This is a genomic window from Acidovorax sp. 56 (genome assembly GCF_002749705.1).
In the GTDB taxonomy this organism is placed as follows: Bacteria; Pseudomonadota; Gammaproteobacteria; order Burkholderiales; family Burkholderiaceae_C; genus Acidovorax.
In genome coordinates this window covers 1,570,922-1,592,128 of sequence record NZ_PEEV01000001.1, presented here as the reverse complement: position 1 = coordinate 1,592,128, position 21,207 = coordinate 1,570,922, and the positions used below count along the sequence as shown (strand labels likewise).

The 21,207-nt window shown below is 65.0% G+C and carries 21 protein-coding genes and 2 tRNA genes; 14 read left to right on the top strand and 9 right to left on the bottom strand.

Features of this window, described 5'->3' with window-relative positions; all coding sequences use genetic code 11:
• The first annotated feature begins 4 nt into the window (after positions 1-4).
• The 4 genes from CLU88_RS07035 to CLU88_RS07020 all read left to right on the top strand — a co-directional run bounded on the left by CLU88_RS07035 (position 5) and on the right by CLU88_RS07020 (position 1,354).
• Positions 5-346, top strand: a complete 342-nt coding sequence (locus tag CLU88_RS07035; protein ID WP_099655976.1) for an integration host factor subunit alpha — start codon at positions 5-7, stop codon at positions 344-346.
• 100 nt (positions 347-446) lie between these two features.
• Positions 447-863, top strand: a complete 417-nt coding sequence (locus CLU88_RS07030; protein ID WP_099655975.1) for a MerR family transcriptional regulator — start codon at positions 447-449, stop codon at positions 861-863.
• Between the two features lie 35 nt (positions 864-898).
• Positions 899-975, top strand: a tRNA-Pro gene (locus CLU88_RS07025).
• Positions 976-1,054: 79 nt separating this feature from the next.
• Positions 1,055-1,354 (top strand): single-stranded DNA-binding protein, encoded by a 300-nt coding sequence (locus CLU88_RS07020; RefSeq protein WP_099655974.1) that lies wholly within the window; start codon positions 1,055-1,057, stop codon positions 1,352-1,354.
• A gap of 139 nt (positions 1,355-1,493) precedes the next feature.
• Here CLU88_RS07020 and CLU88_RS07015 read toward each other — a convergent pair whose 3' ends face one another.
• The 7 genes from CLU88_RS07015 to CLU88_RS06985 form a co-directional block, all read right to left on the bottom strand.
• Positions 1,494-1,685, bottom strand: a complete 192-nt coding sequence (locus CLU88_RS07015) for a hypothetical protein (RefSeq protein WP_099655973.1) — start codon at positions 1,683-1,685, stop codon at positions 1,494-1,496.
• 208 nt (positions 1,686-1,893) lie between these two features.
• A tRNA-Thr gene (locus CLU88_RS07010) sits at positions 1,894-1,969 on the bottom strand.
• 12 nt (positions 1,970-1,981) lie between these two features.
• Positions 1,982-2,989 (bottom strand): class 1 fructose-bisphosphatase, encoded by a 1,008-nt coding sequence (locus CLU88_RS07005; RefSeq protein WP_099655972.1) that lies wholly within the window; start codon positions 2,987-2,989, stop codon positions 1,982-1,984.
• 15 nt (positions 2,990-3,004) lie between these two features.
• Positions 3,005-5,734: an aminopeptidase N gene (pepN, locus tag CLU88_RS07000; RefSeq protein ID WP_099655971.1), complete on the bottom strand. Its 2,730-nt coding sequence runs from the start codon at positions 5,732-5,734 to the stop codon at positions 3,005-3,007.
• On the bottom strand, positions 5,718-6,395 hold the full coding sequence (locus CLU88_RS06995; protein ID WP_099655970.1) for an HAD family phosphatase: 678 nt from the start codon (positions 6,393-6,395) through the stop codon (positions 5,718-5,720). The genes pepN and CLU88_RS06995 overlap by 17 nt, the downstream gene beginning before the upstream one ends.
• Before the next feature lie 121 nt (positions 6,396-6,516).
• Positions 6,517-7,621, bottom strand: a protein-coding gene (prfB, locus tag CLU88_RS06990; protein WP_099655969.1) for a peptide chain release factor 2 whose coding sequence is annotated in 2 segments (ribosomal slippage) — positions 6,517-7,539 and positions 7,541-7,621 — 1,104 coding nt in all. Because the reading frame shifts where the segments join, the coding sequence is not laid out codon by codon here.
• A gap of 224 nt (positions 7,622-7,845) precedes the next feature.
• Positions 7,846-8,754: an alpha/beta fold hydrolase gene (locus tag CLU88_RS06985; protein WP_099655968.1), complete on the bottom strand. Its 909-nt coding sequence runs from the start codon at positions 8,752-8,754 to the stop codon at positions 7,846-7,848.
• 246 nt (positions 8,755-9,000) lie between these two features.
• On the opposite strand from CLU88_RS06985, the gene CLU88_RS06980 reads away from it, so the two are divergent.
• The 10 genes from CLU88_RS06980 (at position 9,001) to CLU88_RS06935 (ending at position 18,623) form a co-directional block, all read left to right on the top strand.
• Complete coding sequence (locus tag CLU88_RS06980) at positions 9,001-10,029, top strand: AraC family transcriptional regulator (RefSeq protein ID WP_199173429.1); 1,029 nt, start codon at positions 9,001-9,003, stop codon at positions 10,027-10,029.
• Positions 10,030-10,230: 201 nt separating this feature from the next.
• A complete protein-coding gene (gene andAc / locus CLU88_RS06975; RefSeq protein ID WP_233205393.1) occupies positions 10,231-11,520 on the top strand; it encodes an anthranilate 1,2-dioxygenase large subunit AndAc in 1,290 nt (429 codons plus the stop codon).
• Between the two features lie 12 nt (positions 11,521-11,532).
• Positions 11,533-12,027, top strand: coding sequence for an anthranilate 1,2-dioxygenase small subunit AndAd (andAd, locus tag CLU88_RS06970; RefSeq protein ID WP_099655967.1), 495 nt, complete (start codon positions 11,533-11,535; stop codon positions 12,025-12,027).
• A gap of 14 nt (positions 12,028-12,041) precedes the next feature.
• Positions 12,042-12,410 carry an anthranilate 1,2-dioxygenase ferredoxin subunit AndAb gene (gene andAb / locus CLU88_RS06965; RefSeq protein ID WP_233194932.1) on the top strand — a complete coding sequence of 123 codons (369 nt, stop codon included), beginning with the start codon at positions 12,042-12,044 and terminating at the stop codon, positions 12,408-12,410.
• 59 nt (positions 12,411-12,469) lie between these two features.
• Positions 12,470-13,696: an ABC transporter substrate-binding protein gene (locus CLU88_RS06960; RefSeq protein WP_099655966.1), complete on the top strand. Its 1,227-nt coding sequence runs from the start codon at positions 12,470-12,472 to the stop codon at positions 13,694-13,696.
• A gap of 199 nt (positions 13,697-13,895) precedes the next feature.
• Positions 13,896-14,816 (top strand): branched-chain amino acid ABC transporter permease, encoded by a 921-nt coding sequence (locus CLU88_RS06955; RefSeq protein WP_099655965.1) that lies wholly within the window; start codon positions 13,896-13,898, stop codon positions 14,814-14,816.
• A gap of 3 nt (positions 14,817-14,819) precedes the next feature.
• Entirely contained in the window at positions 14,820-15,836 is a 1,017-nt protein-coding gene (locus tag CLU88_RS06950) for a branched-chain amino acid ABC transporter permease (RefSeq protein WP_233205392.1), read from the top strand.
• Positions 15,833-16,591 (top strand): ABC transporter ATP-binding protein, encoded by a 759-nt coding sequence (locus CLU88_RS06945; protein WP_099655963.1) that lies wholly within the window; start codon positions 15,833-15,835, stop codon positions 16,589-16,591. Before CLU88_RS06950 ends, CLU88_RS06945 begins: the two co-directional genes overlap by 4 nt.
• Complete coding sequence (locus tag CLU88_RS06940; protein ID WP_099655962.1) at positions 16,588-17,307, top strand: ABC transporter ATP-binding protein; 720 nt, start codon at positions 16,588-16,590, stop codon at positions 17,305-17,307. The genes CLU88_RS06945 and CLU88_RS06940 overlap by 4 nt, the downstream gene beginning before the upstream one ends.
• A 254-nt stretch (positions 17,308-17,561) precedes the next feature.
• Positions 17,562-18,623 (top strand): aldo/keto reductase, encoded by a 1,062-nt coding sequence (locus tag CLU88_RS06935; protein ID WP_099655961.1) that lies wholly within the window; start codon positions 17,562-17,564, stop codon positions 18,621-18,623.
• 97 nt (positions 18,624-18,720) lie between these two features.
• On the opposite strand, the gene CLU88_RS06930 is transcribed toward CLU88_RS06935, so the two are convergent.
• Together CLU88_RS06930 and CLU88_RS06925 are read right to left on the bottom strand one after the other, a co-directional pair.
• Positions 18,721-20,142 carry a M20 family metallopeptidase gene (locus tag CLU88_RS06930; RefSeq protein WP_099655960.1) on the bottom strand — a complete coding sequence of 474 codons (1,422 nt, stop codon included), beginning with the start codon at positions 20,140-20,142 and terminating at the stop codon, positions 18,721-18,723.
• A gap of 6 nt (positions 20,143-20,148) precedes the next feature.
• Positions 20,149-21,153 carry a tripartite tricarboxylate transporter substrate binding protein gene (locus CLU88_RS06925; protein WP_099655959.1) on the bottom strand — a complete coding sequence of 335 codons (1,005 nt, stop codon included), beginning with the start codon at positions 21,151-21,153 and terminating at the stop codon, positions 20,149-20,151.
• Positions 21,154-21,207 lie beyond the last annotated feature (54 nt).

Genomic DNA, 21,207 nt, shown 5'->3' with positions numbered 1-21,207 from the left:
GGAGATGGCCCAAGTGATTGAATTTGCAGTCGACAGCCTGGAGACCAACGCGCTGACCAAGGCTCAGCTGGCAGACCTTTTGTTTGACCAGATTGGGCTGAACAAGCGCGAGTCCAAAGACATGATCGACGCATTCTTTGACCTCATCGTGCAGAGCCTGATCGAGGGCAAGGATGTGAAGCTGTCGGGGTTTGGCAACTTTCAGATCCGAACCAAAGCCCCCCGGCCCGGGCGCAATCCGCGCACGGGTGAGGCCATTCCCATCCAGGCACGGCGGGTCGTCACCTTCCACGCCAGCAGCAAGCTCAAAGAGCAGATTCAGGGCAGCGCGACAGAGTCCGTGTGAACCTTTTCCTGTTTTGAATGGGAATCCGTGGATTCGCGCTGGCGGCCGTTCGGCCTCTGCAGTACGCTAAGCGGTTTTCGAGTACACCGGTCTTCCCTTCATGGGCACAACGCTTCCTCATATTCCAGCCAAGCGCTACTTCACCATTGGTGAAGTCGCTGAACTCTGCGGCGTGAAGCCGCATGTGCTGCGCTACTGGGAGCAGGAGTTCACGCAACTGCGTCCCATGAAGCGGCGCGGCAACCGCCGCTATTACCAGCACCATGAAGTGTTGATGATCCGGCGGATACGGGATCTGCTGTATGACCAGGGCTTTACCATCAGCGGCGCACGCAACCGGTTGCAAGAGCTGACGCACCTTGAGCGTGACAGCGGTGCTGTTGCAGATGAGGATGGTCCAGATGCGTTGCATGCCGAACCTGCTGACCCATCTGCTGCGGCGCTGCGAGAAGAGCAGATTCTGGACTTCGCCGCTGTCCGCCAAGAATTGTTGGAGATAAAGGCTCTCCTTTCTTAAGGGGCCTATTTTTGTGTATATAATCTAAGTCTTGTCGGCGTGTAGCGCAGCCTGGTAGCGCACTTGCATGGGGTGCAAGGGGTCGCGAGTTCGAATCCCGCCACGCCGACCATTGATAGCAAAAGCCCGGTTCCGAAAGGAGCCGGGCTTTTTTGCTTTGGGCCGGAGCCAGTCTGGAAGTTGAGGATCAGATGATTGATGGTTTGGTGGCAGGCAGGCTGTGGAGCGCTGCCGAGCGTCGGGTGGATAAGGCGGGCAAGTCCTATACGGTGGCGCGCTTGCGTGTGACGGGCATGGATGTCGATGGCGTGCTCGTCAATCTCATCGCCTTTGATCCAAGGGTGTGCGAGCTTTTGCACGATGCCCAAGAGGGCGAGGCTGTGTCCGTGTCGGGTGCGTTGACCCCCAAGGTCTGGACCGATAAGCAAGGCAACACCAAGCCCGCACTGGACATGGTGGTGCACCGCGTCTTGATGGTGCGTCCAGACTGACTGGAGGTGCTGCATGCCCAAAGCATGCACAGGGTTTCAGTGGGCGCCTGCTGAGTCAGCACGGCAAAAGCTACTGACTGTTCAGGCAACGATGTCTCTAGCCTTTCAGCGACAGTGCAAGCCTATGGAGGGGGGGCAATCAGGGTTTGTTTGGCTTTGGTGCCGTGTCAAAGCCGAGTGCGATGAGCTCTTCGGGCGACAGCTCGATCTCTACGACCTCCGGCTGCCGGGGCTCAATGGTTCTGCGCCGCTCATAGCTGGCGGGTGGCTCATTTTGCGTTTGTCGGCGGTCGATGCCGCTTCTGCGGTCGGAGGGGGTTCTGTTTTGCATGGTGTGATGGCCTTTCCAGCGGTGCGCAGAGTCCCGAAAATTGTGGGCAGCCCGCCTGCACGTGGCAACCTGGCGGGCGTTCCAAGTGTCCACAATTTGCCGCCATTCGCAAACAAAGTTTGCGCCAACCCACTGAATTTCAGAACCGGCCGAGTGGGCCCAAACCCATGAAAAAAGCCCTGACTCTTGCGAATCAGGGCTTTTCATTTGGTGCCGGAGAGATGAATCGAACACCCGACCTTCTCATTACGAATGAGCTGCTCTACCGACTGAGCTACACCGGCGTTAGCCTCAAATTATAGCGTTGAATGGTAGCTGGTGACCCGCTCCACCTCGTTCTTGGAGCCGAGGATGACGCTGACGCGTTCGTGCAGTTGTTGGGGCTGGATGTCCAGGATGCGGCCTTTGCCGTTGGTGGCGGCACCGCCGGCTTGCTCTACCAGCCAGCCCATGGGGTTGGCTTCGTACATCAGGCGCAGCTTGCCGGGCTTGTTGGGTTCGCGCTTGTCCCAGGGGTACATGAAGACGCCGCCACGGGTCAGGATGCGGTGCACGTCGGCCACCATGGAGGCAATCCAGCGCATGTTGAAGTCCTTGCCGCGCGGGCCTTCCTTGCCTTGCAGGCATTCGTCGATGTAGCGCTTGACTGGCTCATCCCAGTGGCGCATGTTGCTCATGTTGATCGCGAATTCCTTGGTGTCCTCGGGGATACGCACGTTCTCTTGCGTTAGCACGAAGGAGCCTTGCTCGCGGTCCAGGGTGAACATGGCCACGCCGTCGCCCACCGTGAGCACCAGGGTGGTTTGCGGGCCGTAGATGCAGTAGCCAGCGGCCACTTGGCGGTTGCCTGCCTGCAGGAAGTCGCCTTCCTCCACGCCACGGTCGTCATCGGGCTTCTTGAGCACGCTGAAGATGGTGCCGATGCTCACGTTCACGTCGATGTTGCTGGAGCCGTCCAGGGGATCGAACAACAGCAGGTATTCGCCTTGCGGGTAGCGGTTGGGCACCAGGTAGATGCCGTCCATTTCTTCAGATGCCATGGCCGCCAGGTGGCCGCCCCATTCATTGGCTTCAATGAGCACTTCGTTGGCGATGATGTCCAGCTTCTTCTGGACCTCGCCCTGCACGTTTTCGCTCTCGGCACTGCCGAGCACGCCGCCCAGCGCGCCCTTATTGACGGCTTGGCTGATGCCTTTGCAGGCGCGTGCCACCACTTCCAGCAGCAGGCGCAGTTGAGAGGGGATATGGCCGTCAACGCGCTGTTGTTCGACCAGGTAGCGGGTGAGGCTGATGGGTTTTGCCATGGGGAGACTCCTTGTTTATTCGGCCAGTGCGCGGTTGACGACTTCGCGCACGTCGTTGCTCAGGCCCTCGCGGGCGGCCACGCGGGCGATGGCTTCGCGGGCGGCGGTGCGCCAGGGCTCGGCCAGCTTCTTCCAGCGGTCCAGTGCGCGGGCCAGGCGGGCGGCCACTTGGGGGTTGATCGCGTCCAGCTCGATCACGCGGTCGCTCCAGAACACATAGCCACCCGCATCCAGGCGGTGGAAGGCGCCGGGGTTGGCACTGCAGTAGCTGAAGATCACGCTGCGCGCGCGGTTGGGGTTCTTGAGACTGAAGTCTGGGTGCTGCATGAGCTGGCGCACGGCGGGCAGCACGTTGCCGCCCCGGTCGGGCGCGCCCGCCTGCAGGGCAAACCACTTGTCGATGACCAGCGGCTCGTTCTTGAACAGCGCATGAAAGCGCGCCAGGGCAGGGGCCGCCAGTTCGTGGCCGCTGGCCACCAGGGCCGTGAGGGCGTTGAAGCGGTCGGTCATGTTGCCCGCGTCCTTGAAGCGCTGGTAGGCCTTGCCGGGCCACACGGCATCGCCCGTGATCTGCGCTGCGATGCACAGCATGTGCAGGGCCATGCCGCTCAAGGCGCGGCGACCGCTGGAGACGCTGTCAGGCTGGTAGCCGCCGGTGTTCTGGTGCTGCTCCCAGGCGGCTTCCCAGTCGGCGCGCAGGGCCAGGGCCAGTTCGGTGCGCATGGCTTCGCGCACGGCGTGGATGCGCTGCGGGTCCACCACGTCCAGCTGCTCGGCGATGTAGGTCTCTGACGGCAGGGTGAGCACCAGCTCCTTGAAGGCGGCGTCCAAGCCGGGATGGCGCAGCACAGCACGCATGGCCTCGACGAAGGCCGTGCCCAGGATTTTGGGCTCTGAAGTGGCTGTAGCGCCCGCCAAATCAGCGCTAGAAGATATGCTATTGATAGCGATTCGCAGTGCCAGTCGCTGGCCTGCTTCCCAGCGGTTGAAGGCATCGGTGTCGTGCGCCAGCAGGGTGAGCAGCTCAGCATCCGTGTAGTCGATGTCCAGCACCACCGGGGCGCTGAAATTGCGCAGCAGCGAGGGCACCAGGGCGCTGTCGAGGTTGGTGAAGGTGAAGGTTTGCGATGCCTCGGTTAGCACCAGCACTTGCGACAGGGCGCCAGTGGCGGCCTCGCCCGTCAGCTGCAAGGGCAGGGGGGCGCCTGAGGTGCTCAGCAGGCCCAGCTCCACAGGGATGACGAACGGCTCTTTGGTCGGCTGGCCGAGCGTAGCGGGGCAGCTTTGCGACAAGGTGAGGGCGTAGCAGCGCGTGGCAGCGTCATACACCCCGGTCGCGCGCACGCGGGGCGTGCCCGCCTGGCTGTACCAGCGCTTGAATTGCGGCAGGTGCTGTGCCAACGGGCTGGCGGGGTTGGCATCAGCAATGGCCTGCACGAAGTCGTCGCAGGTCACGGCCTGGCCGTCGTGGCGCTCGAAGTACAGCTTCATGCCCTTGGCAAAACCGTCGCGGCCGACCATGTTGTGCTGCATGCGCACGACTTCGGAGCCTTTTTCGTAGATGGTGACGGTGTAGAAGTTGTTGATCTCGACGTAGCTGTCGGGCCGCACCGGGTGGGCCATGGGGCCCGCGTCTTCGGGGAACTGGGCGGTACGCAGCACGCGCACGTCTTCGATGCGCTTGACGGCGCGGGCCGAGGGACTGCCCGCCAGGTCCATGCTGAACTCTTGGTCGCGGAAGACGGTGAGGCCTTCCTTCAGGCTCAACTGGAACCAGTCGCGGCAGGTCACGCGGTTGCCCGTCCAGTTGTGGAAGTACTCGTGGCCGACCACGCTTTCGATGTTGGCGAAGTCGGTGTCGGTGGCCGTGGCTTCGCTGGCCAGAACGTACTTCGTGTTGAAGATGTTCAGGCCCTTGTTCTCCATGGCGCCCATGTTGAAGTCGCTGGTGGCGACGATCATGAAGCGCTCCAGGTCCAGCGGCAGGCCAAAGCGGGCTTCGTCCCACGCGATGCTGGCCATCAGCGAGTTCATGGCGTGCTCAGTCTTGCCCAGGTCGCCCGGGCGCACATACACCTGCAGCAGGTGGTCTGTGCCCGCGCGGGTGCGGATCTTTTGCTCGCGCGCCACCAGCTTGCCTGCCACCAGGGCGAACAGGTAGCAGGGCTTCTTGTGCGGGTCCACCCACTTGGCAAAGTGGCGGCCGTCTTCCAGGTCACCGCTGTCCACCAGGTTGCCGTTGGAGAGCAGCACGGGGTATTGCGCCTTGTCGGCGCGCAGCGTCACGGTGTAGCTGGCCATCACATCCGGGCGGTCCAGGAAGTAGGTGATGCGGCGGAAGCCCTCGGCCTCGCACTGCGTGAAGAACGACTCGTTGCTCACGTACAGGCCCATGAGCTTGGTGTTCTTGGCGGGCGCGCAGGTGGTGAAGATCTCGATGGCGCAGGGCTCGCTGCCTTCGGGCAGGTTCTCCAGCACCAGCTGGCCGCCGTCCATCTTGAACGAGGTGCCCTGGCCGTTGACCAGCACGCGCGCCAGGTTCAGGTCTTCGCCGTGCAGGCGCAGAGGTTGCGCGGCCACGTCGGGGTTGCGGCGCAGCACCATGCGGTTGAGCACGCGGGTCTTGGCAGGGTCCAGGTCGAACGTGAGCTCGACGCTGTCGATCCAGTAGGCGGGGGCGGTGTAGTTCTCGCGGTGGATGGCTACAGGCACGGCCTGTCCGTCTTCTTTAGACAGTTGCAACATGGATGCTCTCCAAAAAGTCGGTGTTCATGAGTTCGGTGTAATCGCGCACGGCGGCCAGCACATGGGGCCCCGCCAGTTGCGCGGGGCTGTGCGTGCTGCACACCGCCACGGCGCGCATGCCAGCGCGGCGGGCGGCTTCAATGCCAAAAGGGGCGTCTTCAAAAACGATGCAGTGCTCTGGCGCCACGGCCAGCCTGCGAGCGGCTTCCAGAAAGATCGAGGGCTCTGGCTTGCCGGGCAGGCCTTCATCGCCCCGCACCACCGCCAAGGGCTGCGGCTGCATCTGCAGGCGCGACATGGCGAACTCCACGTTGTGGATGTCGCCCGCCGTGCCCACGGCCACTTTCAGGCCGCGGTCCGCCACCTGCTGGGCAAATTGGCGAAAGCCCGCCACCTCGGCAAATTGCGGGCCAAACAGTTCGCGGTAAATGTCTTCTTTTTCGCGGGTCAGCGCGTCGGCCTCGTCCTGCGACACCTCGCGGCCCAGCAGCTCGCGGATGCATTCGGTGCCGTTGCGCCCGGTGGTGCGCGCCATGAGGTCGGGCACATCCAGCGCCATGTCGCGGCGGCGGGCAAACTCCACCCAGGCCTTGGCGTGCCAGGGCATGGAGTCGATCATGGTGCCGTCCATGTCGAAGATGATGGCTTGGGTGGGTGTCATGCCGCCTTTCGGGTGCGGGTTGGGTGCAAGGTGTGGGGTTCAGTGGCAGGTCAGCGGCCAGAGGGCGCGGCGCCCACCGCACGCAGGCGGTGGGCAGGGGTGGCGCCGTGCGCTGCGCCCATCACACCCCTTGCTTGAGCGAGGCTTCGATGAACGCGTCCAGGTCGCCGTCCAACACCTTTTGCGTGGCCGAGATTTCGACGTTGGTGCGCAGGTCCTTGATGCGGCTGTTGTCCAGCACATAGCTGCGAATCTGGTGGCCCCAGCCCACGTCGGTCTTGGTGTCTTCCAGCTTCTGCTGCTCTTCCATGCGCTTGCGCATTTCAAAGTCATACAGGCGGCTGCGCAGGCGCTGCCAGGCCACATCACGGTTGCTGTGCTGGCTGCGGCCGTCCTGGCACTGCACCACGATGCCGGTGGGAATGTGCGTCAGGCGCACGGCCGAGTCGGTCTTGTTGATGTGCTGCCCGCCCGCGCCCGATGCGCGGAAGGTGTCGGTGCGCACGTCGGCCGGGTTGATGTTGATCTCGATGGAGTCATCGATTTCGGGGTACACGAACAGCGAGGCGAACGAGGTGTGGCGGCCGCCTGAGCTGTCGAACGGGCTCTTGCGCACCAGGCGGTGCACACCGGTTTCGGTGCGCAGCAGGCCGAAGGCGTACTCGCCCTCGATCTTGATCGTGGCGCTCTTGATACCGGCCACGTCGCCCGGGGTTTCGTCTTCGACGGTGGCCTTGAAGCCCTTGCGTTCGGCGTACTTGAGGTACTGGCGCAGCAGCATGCTGGCCCAGTCGCAGGCCTCGGTACCACCGGCGCCCGCCTGGATGTCGACGAAGCAGTTGAGCGGATCGGCCTCATTGCTGAACATGCGGCGGAACTCCAGCTCTTCCACGGCCGTGCGCATCGTGGCGACTTCGGCCTCGATGGTCAGCAGGCCGGCTTCATCGCCTTCTTCCTTGCTCATCTCGTACAGCTCGGCGTTGTCGGCCAAGTCGCGGGTGAGCTTTTCCAGTGTGACGACCACGCTGGAGAGCGATTTTTGTTCCTTGCCCAACTCCTGGGCCTTCTTCGGGTCGTTCCAGACCGAAGGGTCTTCCAGCGAGGCGTTTACCGTGCGCAGGCGTTCAAATTTGGCATCGAAGTCAAAGATACCTCCGTAACTCTTGCGTGCGCAGAGCCAGGTCTTCGAGGGTGGTGCCGATGAGGTTGGTGCGTTCTGCGTCCATGGTTCTTGTCCTGCGTGTTCTGTGGAATAACCCGCGATTTTCTCATGGGAAGTGAATCTGCCCCGCCAATGTCCCCAGGAGGGCTTTGCGCCTGCACAGCCGGGGCAGGCGGCTGCCCGGTGTTTCGGGTGCCTTATCAAAAATGATAGCTGCTAGCGCTTGATGCATAAGCGCTAGAGGCCATTTTGATGCATGGTGGCTATGATGGTGGTTTCACTGGTGGTTCAGGCGGCGTCCAGAAACTGCTCCATGAGCTGTGCCACTTGCTGCGGCTGGTCGTGGTGCAGCATGTGCCCGGCGTCCTGCACGACGGCGGTGCGCGCGTCGCGCACATGGGTCAGGCGCTGGTGGTATTCGGCCAGGCTGTATTTGCCTTTCCACCACTGGCCCAGGCTGTCGTCGCTGGCCTCCACGGCTAGCACGGGGGCGGTGATGTTTTCGTAGAGCGCCAGCGCCTCGTCCAGGCGGTACAGCTGGGCGCTGGAGATCTTGTGGGCCGGGTCGCCCAGGATGGTCCACTGGCCCTGGGCATTGGGCCGTGCCCAGTGGCCCGCCAGCCATTGGGCCTTGTCTTCGGACAGGCGCGGGTTGGTTTTCATCAGGCGGCGGGCCACGCCGTCCTGGCTGTCGTAGCTTTTCAGGGCCACATCGCCCTGGTGCAGTTGCTTGATCTCGTCGATCCATTGCCCGTAGCGCCTGGGTGCTTGTTCGGGCCGCGTGGCGGGCATGCCAAAGCCTTCCAGGTTGACGAGACGGCGAATGCGCTGCGGCCGCACACCCGCATACATCATGGCCACGTTGCCCCCCATGCTGTGGCCCACCAGGTCCACGGCTTCGCCGGGGGCGTAATGGTCGAGCAGCAGGTCCAGGTCGGCCAGGTAGTCGGCAAACACATAGTGGTCTACCGGCGCGCCGGTGGTCAGGCCAAAGCCGCGCCAGTCGGGCGCGATGATGCGGCGCTCGCGCTGCAGCGCGTCCACCGTGAACTGGTACGACGCGCCCACGTCCATCCACCCGTGCAGCAGCACCAGCGTGGGCAGCGGACTGGTGTCGGGCCCCCAGTGGCGGACGTGGTAGTTCAGGTGGCGCAGGGCCAGTGTGCTGCTGCGCGAGGGTTTCAGGGCTTGGTACATCGGTGCTGGGGCGATCGCGGAAAAAAGGGGGGAAGGCTGTGCAGCCAGGGTGTGGCGGGATGTTACGTCGGGCACCCCGGTCTCGCAGGCGCTGGGCTGTCGCGCAGGTGGCTGGTGCAGGACATCCATAGGTGGACATTCCCTCCAGCGCAATGGCATTGGGTATGGAAATTGCTGTTTTGACGCAAATCAAAGCGGTGCCCCCTGAGTGCACTGCGCCCACCCCCCGCGAAAAGGCCTTGTCGCATGCTGCTTCAGCCCGCCCTGTCTCTGGACCTGTCCGCCCTGCAGCGGCGGCCGGTGTTCACGTCGCGCGCGCGGGTGGATTCGCATGACCTGGTCGCCCGCGAGTTCTCAGACCATGGTCTGAAGTGGTGCAGCGGGGCGGTGGACACCGCGCTGTCTAAGGTCCGCATCCGTCAGTTGCAGGTGTTCCTGCTGCAATACGGTGCGGAGGTCGAGATCCGCCCGCGCCCATTCGATGACTTCGTGCTGGTGCACCTGTCGCTCTCGGGCGTGGCCGAGATGGTGTCCGACGGGGTGCCCATTCGCCTGCCCGCCGGTGCCGCCGCGTTGATTGCGCCCCGGCGCAACCTGCACATGCGCTGGCAGCAGGGTGCGCGCCAGCTCATCCTGAAGGTGCCTTGCCCACTGCTGCGGGCCTGGGCGCCCGAGTCGCTGCTCAACGACACGCGCTTTGTGCACCCGCTGGTGCCCTTGTCGGCCGTGCAGGGGCAGCAATGGCACTTTCTCATGCAGTCGCTGCTGCACGTCAGCCAGCAGCCGGTAGAAAGCACCGCGCATGCCCGCTGGGTGGAGCACATGGAGAGCAATGTGGCGCTGTTCCTGGCATCGTGCGCCCAGGCCCTGCCGGTGCCTAAGCCGGGTCGTGAGGAGGGCTGTGGCGAGCCCGCCGCACCGCAGATGGGGTTGCCAGCCAGCCACGGCAGCCTGAGCGATGCAGGGCGGCTGGACCGGCTGGACGCCTACCTGCACAGCCGCCTGAGTGCGCCTGTGGCGCTGGAAGACCTGGCCCGTGCGGCCGGGGTGAGTGTGCGGGGCCTGAACCAGCTGTGCCAGCGCCACCACGGCACATCGCCCATGGCGCTGCTGCGCAATCGGCGCCTGGATGCCGTGCGTGCGCGGCTGTTGCAGCAGCCCAGCCCGTGCGTGACCGATGCAGCGCTGGAGTTTGGCTTTGGCCACCTGGGGCGCTTTTCCAGCTACTACCGCGAGCGCTTTGGCGAGCTGCCCAGCCAGACGGCGGGCGGGTAGCTGCCTCTGTCTCACCTTTGCTCTATTGGTTCTTCCGCTTGGCTCTGTGCAGGGGTGAGGCTGCCGCATGTGCAGGTGATTGGCACCCCTCCACAGATTTGCAAGAAGCGGACAGACCCAGCGCCTTGCGTGCCGATAGTGGATAGCGCCCAGGCGCTGCGATTTCTAGCATGAAGGCATCCCCATCGAAGAGGTTTGCCCATGTCCGACATCCCCGTGGTCCCTGTGATTCCCATTGCGCCACCCGCATCGCTCAAGGCACAGCGGCAGGTGCATTTCCCGCAGCCCGACGGCTCCAGCGTGCCCTACAGCGTCTTCAGTTCGCAAGAAGTATTCGACCGCGAGCAAGAGCGCATCTTTCGCGGCCCGGTGTGGAGCTTTCTGGGCCTGGAGGCCGAGATCCCCAACGTGGGCGACTTCAAGTCCACCTTCATCGGCGATACGCCCGTGGTGGTCACCCGCACCCCCGAGGGCCTGGCCTGCTGGGTCAACCGCTGCGCGCACCGGGGCGCCATGGTGTGCCGCGAAAAGCGCGGCAACGCCGCCAGCCACACCTGCGTGTACCACCAGTGGAGCTTTGCGGCCAATGGCGACTTGCAGGGTGTGCCGTTTCGCCGGGGCCAAAAAGGCATGGTCGGCATGCCCAAAGACTTCAAGCCCGAAGAGCACAACCTGCACAAGCTGCACGTAGACAGCTACAAGGGCCTGCTGTTTGCCACCTTCAGCGACCAAACCCCGCCGCTGCCCGACTACCTGGGCGAGCAGATGCGCCCCTGGATCGACCGCATTTTCCACAAGCCCATCGTCTACCTGGGCTGCACGCGGCAGTACTCCAAGTCGAACTGGAAGCTGTACTTCGAGAACGTGAAGGACCCCTACCACGCGAGCCTGCTGCACCTGTTCCACACCACGTTCAACATCTTTCGCGTGGGCATGAAGGCGCGCTCCATTCCCGATGCCACGCACGGCCTGCACAGCATCATCACCGTGACCAAGCCCGAGGTGGACACCGACACGGCGGCGGCCTACAGCGCGCAGAACATCCGCTCGATGGACGAAGGCTTTGCGCTCGAAGAACCGGCCCTGCTCGGGCAAATCAAAGAGTTTGACGAGATGACCACCAACCACATCCAGCCCATCTTTCCGCAGCTGGTGGTGCAGCAGATCCACAACACCCTGGTGGCGCGCCAGCTGCTGGCCAAAGGGCCCAGCAACTTTGAGCTGGTGTTCCATTTCTTCGGCTACGAAGACGACACGCCCGAGCTGCGCGAACTGCGCCTGTTGCAGGCCAACCTGGTGGGGCCCGCGGGCTACATCTCGATGGAAGACACCGAGGCCACCGAGCTGGTGCAGCGCGGCACTGCGCGCGATGGCGACAAGCACTCCTACATCGCCATGGCGCGCGATGCCCCCGAGCAACAAGACACCGTGATCACCGAAAACCTGATCCGCCGCTTTTGGGTGGGCTACCAAAAGCTCATGGGCTATTGAGGAAACACCGCCATGAACCAACATCAACAACCACAACAACGACTGCCGCTGTGGACCGAGCTGCTGGAGCTGCAGTACCGCTACGTGCACGCGCTGGACAACAACCGGCTCGAAGACTGGCCCGGCTTCTTTGTCGAAGACTGCCGCTACGAAATCATCCCCAAAGAGAACTTCGACGCAGGCCTGCCCGCGCCCATTGTGTATTGCCGCAACGCCGGCATGCTGCGCGACCGTGTGCTCTCGCTGCGCAACGCCAACATCTTTGAAGACCATGTGTACCGCCACGCTACTTCGGGCCTGGTCATTACGGCGGTGGAGGAGGGCGTGGTGCACACCCAGTCCAGCTACATCGTCGTCATCACCGGCCAGGCGGGCGATTCGAGCGTGTACCAGGCGGGCACTTACCTGGACGAAGTGGTGCAGCACGAGGGCGAGTGGCGTTACCGCAGCAAGCGCGTCATCTACGACACCTTGCGCGTTCCCACCCTGTTGGCCACCCCTATTTGATGACGAGTCGATCCATGCACACAGAATCCGAAACCCCGAGCTCTTTGACCCTGCTGGCCCAAGCCGCCGCCGCTGCCCAAAGCTGGCACGACGTGGGCGAGCCCGATGACTTTCCGGACGGCGCCGTCTGGCCCGTGGTGGCGGGCGGCCTGCCGGTGGCCGTGTTCCGGCAGGGTGAGGGGCTGTACGCCCTGCACGACCTGTGCACCCACGGCGCGGCCAAATTGTCCGATGGCTGGGTCGAAGACGGCTGCGTGGAATGCCCCTTGCATCAGGGCACCTTTGACATCCGCACGGGTGCCCCTTGCAAGGCCCCTGTCACCGAAGCGGTGCGTACTTTCCCGGTGCGCGTGGTGGCGGGCAGGGTCGAAGTAGGGCTGTAGCATTCGCGGTTGCCAACTGCGTATCGCTTTTTTTCAAATTCAACTCCACAGGACAGACGATGGCCCCCACATTTCGCCCTTTCTCCGGACCTGCCCTGCGCCGCGCCGCGCAACTGACCCTGCTGGCGGCGCTGGCCACCAGCGCTTGCTTGTCGGCCCAGGCCCAGGGCACGGCCGCCGCGCCCATCAAGGTCGGGATTGCGCTGGATGTGTCAGGCCCCTTTGCTGGCCCCGGTGCCGAGGCACGCGATGGGTTTGCGCTGGCCATCAAGCAGCTGGGCAGCAAGCTGGGCGGGCAGCCCGCACAGTTCATCCAGACCGACATGGCGGGCAGCCCTGACCAGGCCAAGCAACTGGTGGATCGCTACGTGCAGCGCGAAAAAATCGACCTGTTCACCGGCCCCATTGCCAGCAACGTGGCCCTGGCCGTGGCCCCCACCTTGTTTGCGGCCAAGGTGCCGTACCTGTCGAGCAATGCAGGCCCGAGCCAGTTGGCGGGGGCACAGTGCAATGCGTACTTCTTTGGCACGGCTTACCAGAACGACCAGTTCCACGAGGCCGCAGGCCAGTTTGCCGCCGACCAGAAGTTTGGCCGCATGGTGCTGATTGCCCCCAACTACCCAGCGGGCAAGGATTCGCTGACCGGCTTCAAGCGCAAGTTCAAGGGCCAGGTGGCCGACGAGATCTTCACCAAGGTGGGGCAGATTGACTACGCCACCGAACTGGCCCAGCTGCGCGCCGCCAAGCCCGATGCGGTGTACTTCTTCCTGCCCGGTGCCATGGGCATCAACTTCATCAAGCAGTTTGTGGGAGCGGGCCTGTCCAAGGACATCACGCTGGTCACCAGCGGCTTCTCGGCCGATGAGGACGTGATCACCGCCGTGGGCGAGCCCATGCTGGGCCTGTTCAACACCACCCACTGGGCACACGACCTGGACAACGCCGCCAACAAGGCCTTCGTGGCGGCTTTCCGCAAGGAATACGCGGGCCGCACGCCATCGCTGTACGCCGCGCAGGCGTTTGACGCCATCATGGCCATGGACGCCGCCGTCAAGGCCGCAGGTGGCAAGGTCAGCGACAAGGACGCCTTGATCAAGGCCCTGGCCAAGGCGCAGTACCCCTCGGTGCGTGGCAACTTCCGCTACGCCAACAACCACTACCCCGTGCAGAACTTCTACCTGCGCACCGTGGGCAAGAACGCCGAAGGCCGCGTCACCAACAAAACCATCCGCACCGTGCTGGAGAACTACGGCGATGCGTATTCGGCGCAATGCGGCCTGAAGTGACAACTGCCTCAGCCGCCGCGCGCCTGCCCTCCCGCTAGGGCAGTGCAGTCCTGGGGCCGCCGCCTCTGGGCAGCGCCCGCTTGGGCCGTGCGCGGCGCCTGGACAAGCTCGGCGCGTACGGCTGCGATGCATTGAGTCCGAATCCATAGGCTGTGACCCATCTGAACCAGCAATCCATCTTGCACATGCACGCCACACGATGAATCCGATACTTGTTTTCGAGCAGTTGCTCAACGGCGCGGGCTACGGGCTCATGCTGTTTTTGATTGCGGCAGGGCTCACGCTGGTCTTCGGGATCATGGACGTGATGAACCTCTCGCACGGCTCGCTGTTCATGGTGGGCGCCTATGTGGCGGCCACGGTGCATGTGCACAGTGGCTCGTTTGCCGGGGCGGTGGCGGTGGCCGTGGCGGCCACCATGCTGGTGGCCGTGCTGCTGGAGGTGACGCTGATGCGCCGCCTGTACGGGCGCGACCACCTGGCCCAGGTGCTGGCCACGTTTGGCGTGATTTTGGTGGCCGACGATGCGGTGAAGATGGTGTGGGGCCCCTCGCCCGTGATGGCGCCCACGCCTGCTGCGCTCTCTGGCCCGGTGGATCTGTTCGCCGGGCTGCCATACCCCTCATACCGCCTGGTGGTGCTGGGTGCGGGTGTGCTGGTGGCGGGGCTGCTGTACTTGCTGGTCAACCACAGCCGCGTGGGCATGCTGGTGCGCGCAGGCGCGTCAGACCGTTGGATGGCCGAGCTGATGGGCGTGCGCGTCAAGCGCGTGTTCAGCGGCATTTTTGTGCTGGGCGCTGCGCTGGCGGCGCTGGCGGGTGCGCTCATGGGGCCCATCATGGCGGTGCAGGTGGGCATGGGTGAATCCATCCTCATCCCGGCGCTGGTGGTCATTGTCATTGGGGGCATTGGCTCGGTGCGCGGCGCCTTTGTGGCCGCGCTGCTGGTGGGCCTGGTGGACACCATGGGCCGTGCGTTTGTGCCGCAGCTGTTGCGTGTCACCTTGCCCCCCGCGCTGGCGGCGGACCTGGGCCCGCTGTTTGCCGAGGTGGCCATGTATGCCCTGATGGCCGCCGTGCTGGCCTTTCGCCCTGCGGGGCTTTTCTCTGCAAGGGCCTGAACCATGTCGGACGTACCGATGAACTCTGCTGCCGTAGCGGCCCCGGGCGCAGCCGCACCGCGATGGCTGGGGGTGGCATTGCCGCTGGCCCTGTTGATAGCGCTGGCCGTGTTTCCGCCCATCGCATCTGCCATGGGGCTGGACTTCTACATCGGCTTTGTGCGCCGCGTGCTGGTGGTGGCGCTGGCCGCTGCGAGCCTGAACTTCATCATGGGCTTTGGCGGCATGGTGGCGTTGGGCCATGCGGGGTTCATGGGCGTGGGGGCCTATGCAGTGGTGGTGCTCAGCGATGCCGGGGTGGGCTCGGCCTGGGGGATGTGGGCGGCGGCCATGGGGGTTGCTGCGCTGGCGGCCCTGGTGATTGGTGCGGTATCGCTGCGTACCAAGGGCGTCTACTTCATCATGATCACGCTGGCCTTTGCGCAAATGCTGTACTACGTGTTCGTGTCGCTGCGCAGCTACGGCGGTGACGACGGCTACACGTTGATGGCGCGGCCCGCGCTGGGCGGGGGCCTGAACAGTGCCGATGAGTCCACGCTGTACTGGGTGGTGCTGGCGCTGGTGGCTGTGGTGCTGTGGTGGATGGACCGGGCCACGAAGTCGCGCTTTGGCGTGGCGCTGGCGGGCATCCGCGACAACGAGACCCGTATGCGGGCGCTGGGCTACCCGGTGTACGCATTGCAGCTCACGGCGTTTGTGCTGGCCGGGGCCATTGCGGGCCTGGCCGGGGCGCTGCTGGCCACGGGCAATGGCTTTGTGAGCCCATCGATGATGCACTGGACACAATCGGCCACGCTGATCGTGATGGTGGTCATCGGCGGCCTGGGCCGCCGCTGGGGCGGGCCGCTGGGCGCTGCGGTGTGGCTGGTGCTGGAGGAGGTGCTCAAGCTCAACACCCACTACTGGCACATGCCGCTGGGCCTGCTGCTGATTGCCACGGCGCTCTATGCGCCCCAGGGGCTGGCGGCATGGGGTGGGCTGCGCGGCCTGCGCCAACTGCGCGAGGGGAGCAAGCCATGAGCCTGTTTCAAGTGCAGGGCCTGGTCAAGCGCTTTGGCGGCCTGCTGGCCACCGACCATGTGAGCCTGTCGGTGCAGCACGGCGAAATCCATGCGCTCATTGGCCCCAACGGCGCGGGCAAAACCACGCTGGTCAACCAGATCTCGGGCCTGCTCGCGCCGGACGAGGGCCGGGTGGTGCTGGGCGGTGTGGACATCACGGCGCTGCCCATGCACCGGCGCGTGGCGCATGGGCTGTCGCGCTGCTTTCAGGTCACGCGCATCTTTCCCAAGCAGAGTGTGCGTGACAACCTGCTGCTGGCGGTGCAGGCGCACAGCGGCTCCAGCTTTCGGTTTTGGCAGCCACGCACCCAGGCGCGAGGCCTGTACGCCCAGGCCGAGCAACTGGCCGAGCGCGTGGGGCTGCAGCACAGCTTGAACGCCACCGCCGGTGCGCTGCCCCACGGTGCGCAGCGCACGCTGGATGTGGCGCTGGCCCTGGCCTCGGCACCCAAGCTGTTGCTGCTGGACGAGCCCATGGCGGGCATGGGGCCGGACGAGTCGCAGCAGATGGTGCAGCTGATCGAGACCCTGCGGCGTGACATGGCGGTGCTGCTGATCGAGCACGATATGGAGGCCGTGTTCCGCCTGGCCGACCGCATCTCGGTGCTGGTGTATGGCCGGGTGCTGACGGCAGGCACGCCCGACGAGATTCGCAACCACCCCGAAGTGCAGGCCGTGTACCTGGGCACCGAAACGCTGGAGACCGCTGCATGAGCACCCCCGAGCCCTTGTTGAACTGCCAGGCCGTGGAGGCGGGCTACGGCGCCAGCCAGGTGCTGTTTGGTGTGGACCTGCAGATTGCGGCGGGCGAGGTGGTATCGCTGCTGGGCCGCAACGGCATGGGCAAAAGCACCACCATCAAGACCCTGGTGGGGGCGCTGCGTCCCACGGCAGGCCAGGTGCGCTTTGCGGGCCAGGCCACCACCCGCATGCCCAGCGATGCCATTGCTCGCCTGGGCCTGGCCATCGTGCCCGAGGGGCGCCATGTGTTCCCCAACCTCAGTGTGCGCGAGCATTTGGTGGCGTTTGCCGATCACCGCAACGGCCTGCGCGATGCGTGGGACATCGAGCGCATCTACGGCGTGTTTCCACGCCTCAAGGAGCGGCAGCACCACCTGGGCAGCCAGTTGTCGGGCGGCGAGCAGCAGATGCTGGCCATTGGCCGGGCGCTGTCGACCAATCCGCGCCTCTTGATCCTGGACGAAGCCACCGAAGGCCTGGCCCCGGTGATCCGCGAGGAAATCTGGCGCTGCCTGGGCACGCTCAAGGCGGCGGGGCAGACCATTTTGGTGGTGGACAAGTACGTGCACCGCCTCATGGGTCTGGCCGACCGCCACCTGATTCTGGAGCGCGGGCGCGTGGTGTGGCAGGGCGACTCTGATGCCCTGAACGCCGACCGCAGCCTGTGGGCCCGTTACCTCACGGTGTAGTGACACGACCGTAAGGCCAAAGTGCTTGCCAGGCCTAAGGTTGCGTTGCCCACACAGCGGCCATGTCGAGGGCATGGTGTGTTTGCTATTTATTTGATAGCTGCTTGCGCTTGATTGATAAGCGCTAGAGCCTGTTTTTATTGAAATGCCAGGTGCGCCATGTCAAACCCACGCACCGCGCCCCGGCGCATAAGCTGATGCCAGCAGCAAATATGGCCACACCGTAAACTGGCGGGCTTGCCAACGGAGACCCCATGAAAGCCATTCAGCTCGGACACAGCGATCTTCAAGTCACCCCCATCTGCCTGGGCACCATGACCTTTGGTGAACAGGTCAGCGAAGCCGATTCCCACGCCATCCTCAGCCACTCGCTGGCACGGGGCGTCAACTTCATCGACACGGCAGAGATGTACTCGGTGCCTGCCAAGGCCGAGACCTTTGGAGCCACCGAAACCATCATCGGCAACTGGTTTGCCAAAAACCCCGGAGCCCGCCAAAAGCTGGTGCTGGCCACCAAGGTGGCGGGCCCCTCGCGCGGCATGCCCTGGGTGCGCGAGGGCAAGGGCATGACGCCTGCTGACATCGTGGCCTCGTGCGAGGCCAGCCTGCGCCGCCTGCAGACCGATGTGATCGACCTCTACCAGATCCACTGGCCCGAGCGCCATGTGCCCGCCTTTGGCACGGTGTACTACGACCCGGCCAAGGAAACCTCGCAAACGCCCATCCACGAGCAGCTGGAGACGCTCTCCAAGCTGGTGAAGGCGGGCAAGGTGCGGTACATCGGCCTGTCGAACGAGACACCCTATGGTGTGCACGAATTTGTGCGCCTGGCCGAGCAGCACGGTCTGCCGCGCGTGGCCACGGTGCAGAACCCGTACTGCCTCATCAACCGCACCTGGGAAAACGCGATGGACGAAACCTGCCATCGCCTGAACGTGTCGCTGCTGGCCTACTCGCCCCTGGGCTTTGGGCTGCTGACGGGCAAGTACGACGAGAGCGGCATCACCGGCCCCAACGCGCCCCAAGGCGCACGCATTGCCAGCTACGAGTCGGTGCGCAAACAGCGCTGGGGCCGCCCCGAGGCGCTGACCGCCGCCCGCCGCTACAACCAGCTCGCGCGCGACAACGGCCTCACGCCCACGCAGATGGCGCTAGCGTTTTGCTACACCAAGTGGCAGGTGGCCAGCACCATCATCGGCGTGACGTCGGTGGCGCAGCTGGACGAAGACCTGAACGCCTGGGGCACCACGCTGTCGCCCGAGGTGCTGCAGGCCATTGACGCCATTCGCTGGGAAGTGCGCGACCCGGCACTGTGAAGCCCCCCTGAGTCGCTTCGCGCCGTCCCCCCAGGGGGACGCCCCCAGCGCGGCGGGGCGGCCCTTGCGCGGGGGCACTGGCCGGGCCGTGCTACTTTCAGGCGCTGGTGGTTGTGTTCAGCGCGCCTTCTTTCCACGGCACGCCTGCGGGATCGCCCAGGTCCCAGAACAGCCCCGCCATCACGGCCAGCCCTTCGCGGGCGACGGAGCCCAGCAAATGCTCGTTGGGCGCATGCTGCGCGCAGGCGGGGTAGGAGTGGGGAATCCACAGCGTGGGCAGGCCCAGTTGGTCGGCAAAGATGTCGTTGGGCAGCGAGCCGGCCAGGTTGGGCAGCAGTGTGGCGCTTTGGCCTGCGCTGCGCTCCATGCTGGCCAGGGTCCAGTCCACCCAGGGGTTGTCCAGGTCCAGCCGCGTGGCGCCGCACACCATGCCCATGGCGATTTCGACCTGCTCAAAACCGTGGGCGTCCAGGTGCTGGCGCAGCGTGGCCTGCACGTTCTTCCAGTCGGTGCCTACCACAAAGCGCAGCTGGCAGTGCGCCACGGCTTGCGAAGGGATGGCGTTGATGGGCCGCTGTGCATTGCCCGAGCCCAGGGCCAGCACCTCCAGCGTGTTCCAGCCTACCAGTTGCTCGGCGGGCGTGAGGCCCGGCTCACCCCAGCCAGGGGTGAGTGTGGGGTCGTCCGCGCCTGTGCCAATGACCACGTCCTTGAGTGCGGCGCGCAGCTTGTCGGGCACGCTGGCGGGCAGCAGGCCGGGCACCAGAATGCGCCCGTGCGCATCGACCATGCTGGCCAGCGCATGGCTGAGCACGGTGGCCGGGTTGGCCAGCACGCCGCCCCAGTTGCCTGAGTGGTAGGCCTTGTCACGGCTGCGCACGGTCAGCGAGAAATTGAGGGCCCCGCGCGAGCCCAGGAACAGGGTGGGCCGCTCCACATTGATGCGTGGGCCATCGCTGGCCACGAACAGGTCGGCGTGCAGGGCTTCGCGGTGGTCTGCGCAAAAGCGGGCCAGGCCGGGCGAGCCTGCTTCTTCGCCCATCTCCAGCAGCACGGTGATGTTGTAGCCCAGTTGGCCGCCCCGGGCTTGCAGGGCGTACGCCAGGGCCGTCAGCACCACGGTGTGCTGGCCCTTGTTGTCGGCGGTGCCTCGGCCGTACCAGCGATCGCCCTCTTGCGTTAGCGCCCAGGGCGAGAGGCCTTCGCGCCAACCGCTTTCCTGGCCGTTGACCACGTCGCCGTGGCCGTAGGTGAGCACGGTGGGCAGGGCAGGGTCTTCCACCCGGCGGGCCAACAGCAGGGGGCCGCCCTTGGGGTCTGGGTTGTCGATCACCTGGCAGTCAAAGTCCAGTGCGTGCAGGCTGGGCACCATTTCTTCGGTCAGGTAGGTGTGCAGCTCAGGCGGCACGGTGCCGGTGTCGCTTTCGGTGCGCCAGGCCACGCGGCGGGCCAGGTCGGTGGCAAAGGCGCCACCGTCAAAGTGCTGCTGCACGCTGCGGATCAGTTGTTCTCTGCTCATGGGGGTTCACTCCACTGCGATTTGTGCTCGGTGCGCCAGGGCGCGGTAACGGCCAATTTCGGCCTCCATGGCGGCGGCCATGGGCTTGGGGCCGATGAACACAGGTTCCATGCCCTGGTTGCGCACCTGCTCTTGCAGGCCTGTGTCGCGCATGCTGGCGTCCACTTCTTTTTGCAGCTTGGCCAGTATGGCGGCCGGGGTGCGTGCCGGGGCCGCAATGGCGTACCAGCCGTCAAAGGCAGCATCGGGCAGCTTCAGCTCTTGCACGGTGGGAACAGTTGGCAGCGCCCGCGAGCGGTCATTGCCCGCAATCGCCAGGGCGCGCAGCTTGCCCGATCGCACATGCGGCGCAGCGCTGGCCACGGTGTCGATGGCGAGCTGGATCTCGCCGCCAATCAGGCCCATCATGGCCTGGGCACTGCCACGGTAGGGCACGTCTTGCAGGCGCACGCCAGCGGCTTGCTCCAACAAAGCGCCCACCAGGTGCGGCGCAGAGCCCGAGCCAAACGTGGCGTAGTTGATGGTTTTGGGCGCCGCCTTGGCCGCCGCCAGCAGCGAGGCAAGGTCTTTGTGGGGCGAGCTGGCGTTGACCACGATCACCAGCGGTGCCTTGGCCACGATGGCGACCGGGGCCAGGTCTTTGAGCGGGTCGTACGGCAGCTTGGGCCGCAGGGCGGCGTTGACGGTGTAGCTGGTGGAGCCAGACACCAGCAGGGTGTAGCCGTCGGGCTCGGCCTTGACCACGCTTTCGGTGCCGATGATGGTGGAGGCACCGGGTTTGTTGTCGACTACCACGGGGCTGCCCAGGCGGGTGGCCAGCTTTTGCGCCAGGGCCCGAGCCACGGCATCGGTGCCGCCGCCGGGCGGAAACGGCACCACGAGGCGGATGGGGCGCTGCGGCCAGGCGGCGGATGCACTGGCTGCACTGTTGGGCTGCTGCGCGCTGCTGGCCATAGCGGCCAGGGCGCCACAGGTGGCGAGCAAAAGGGTGAGTGAGGCGCGGCGTTTCATGGAATGGCTCCTGGGGTGGTGGCGAGGAAGGCGCAGCCCTCCAGGCCATATGGC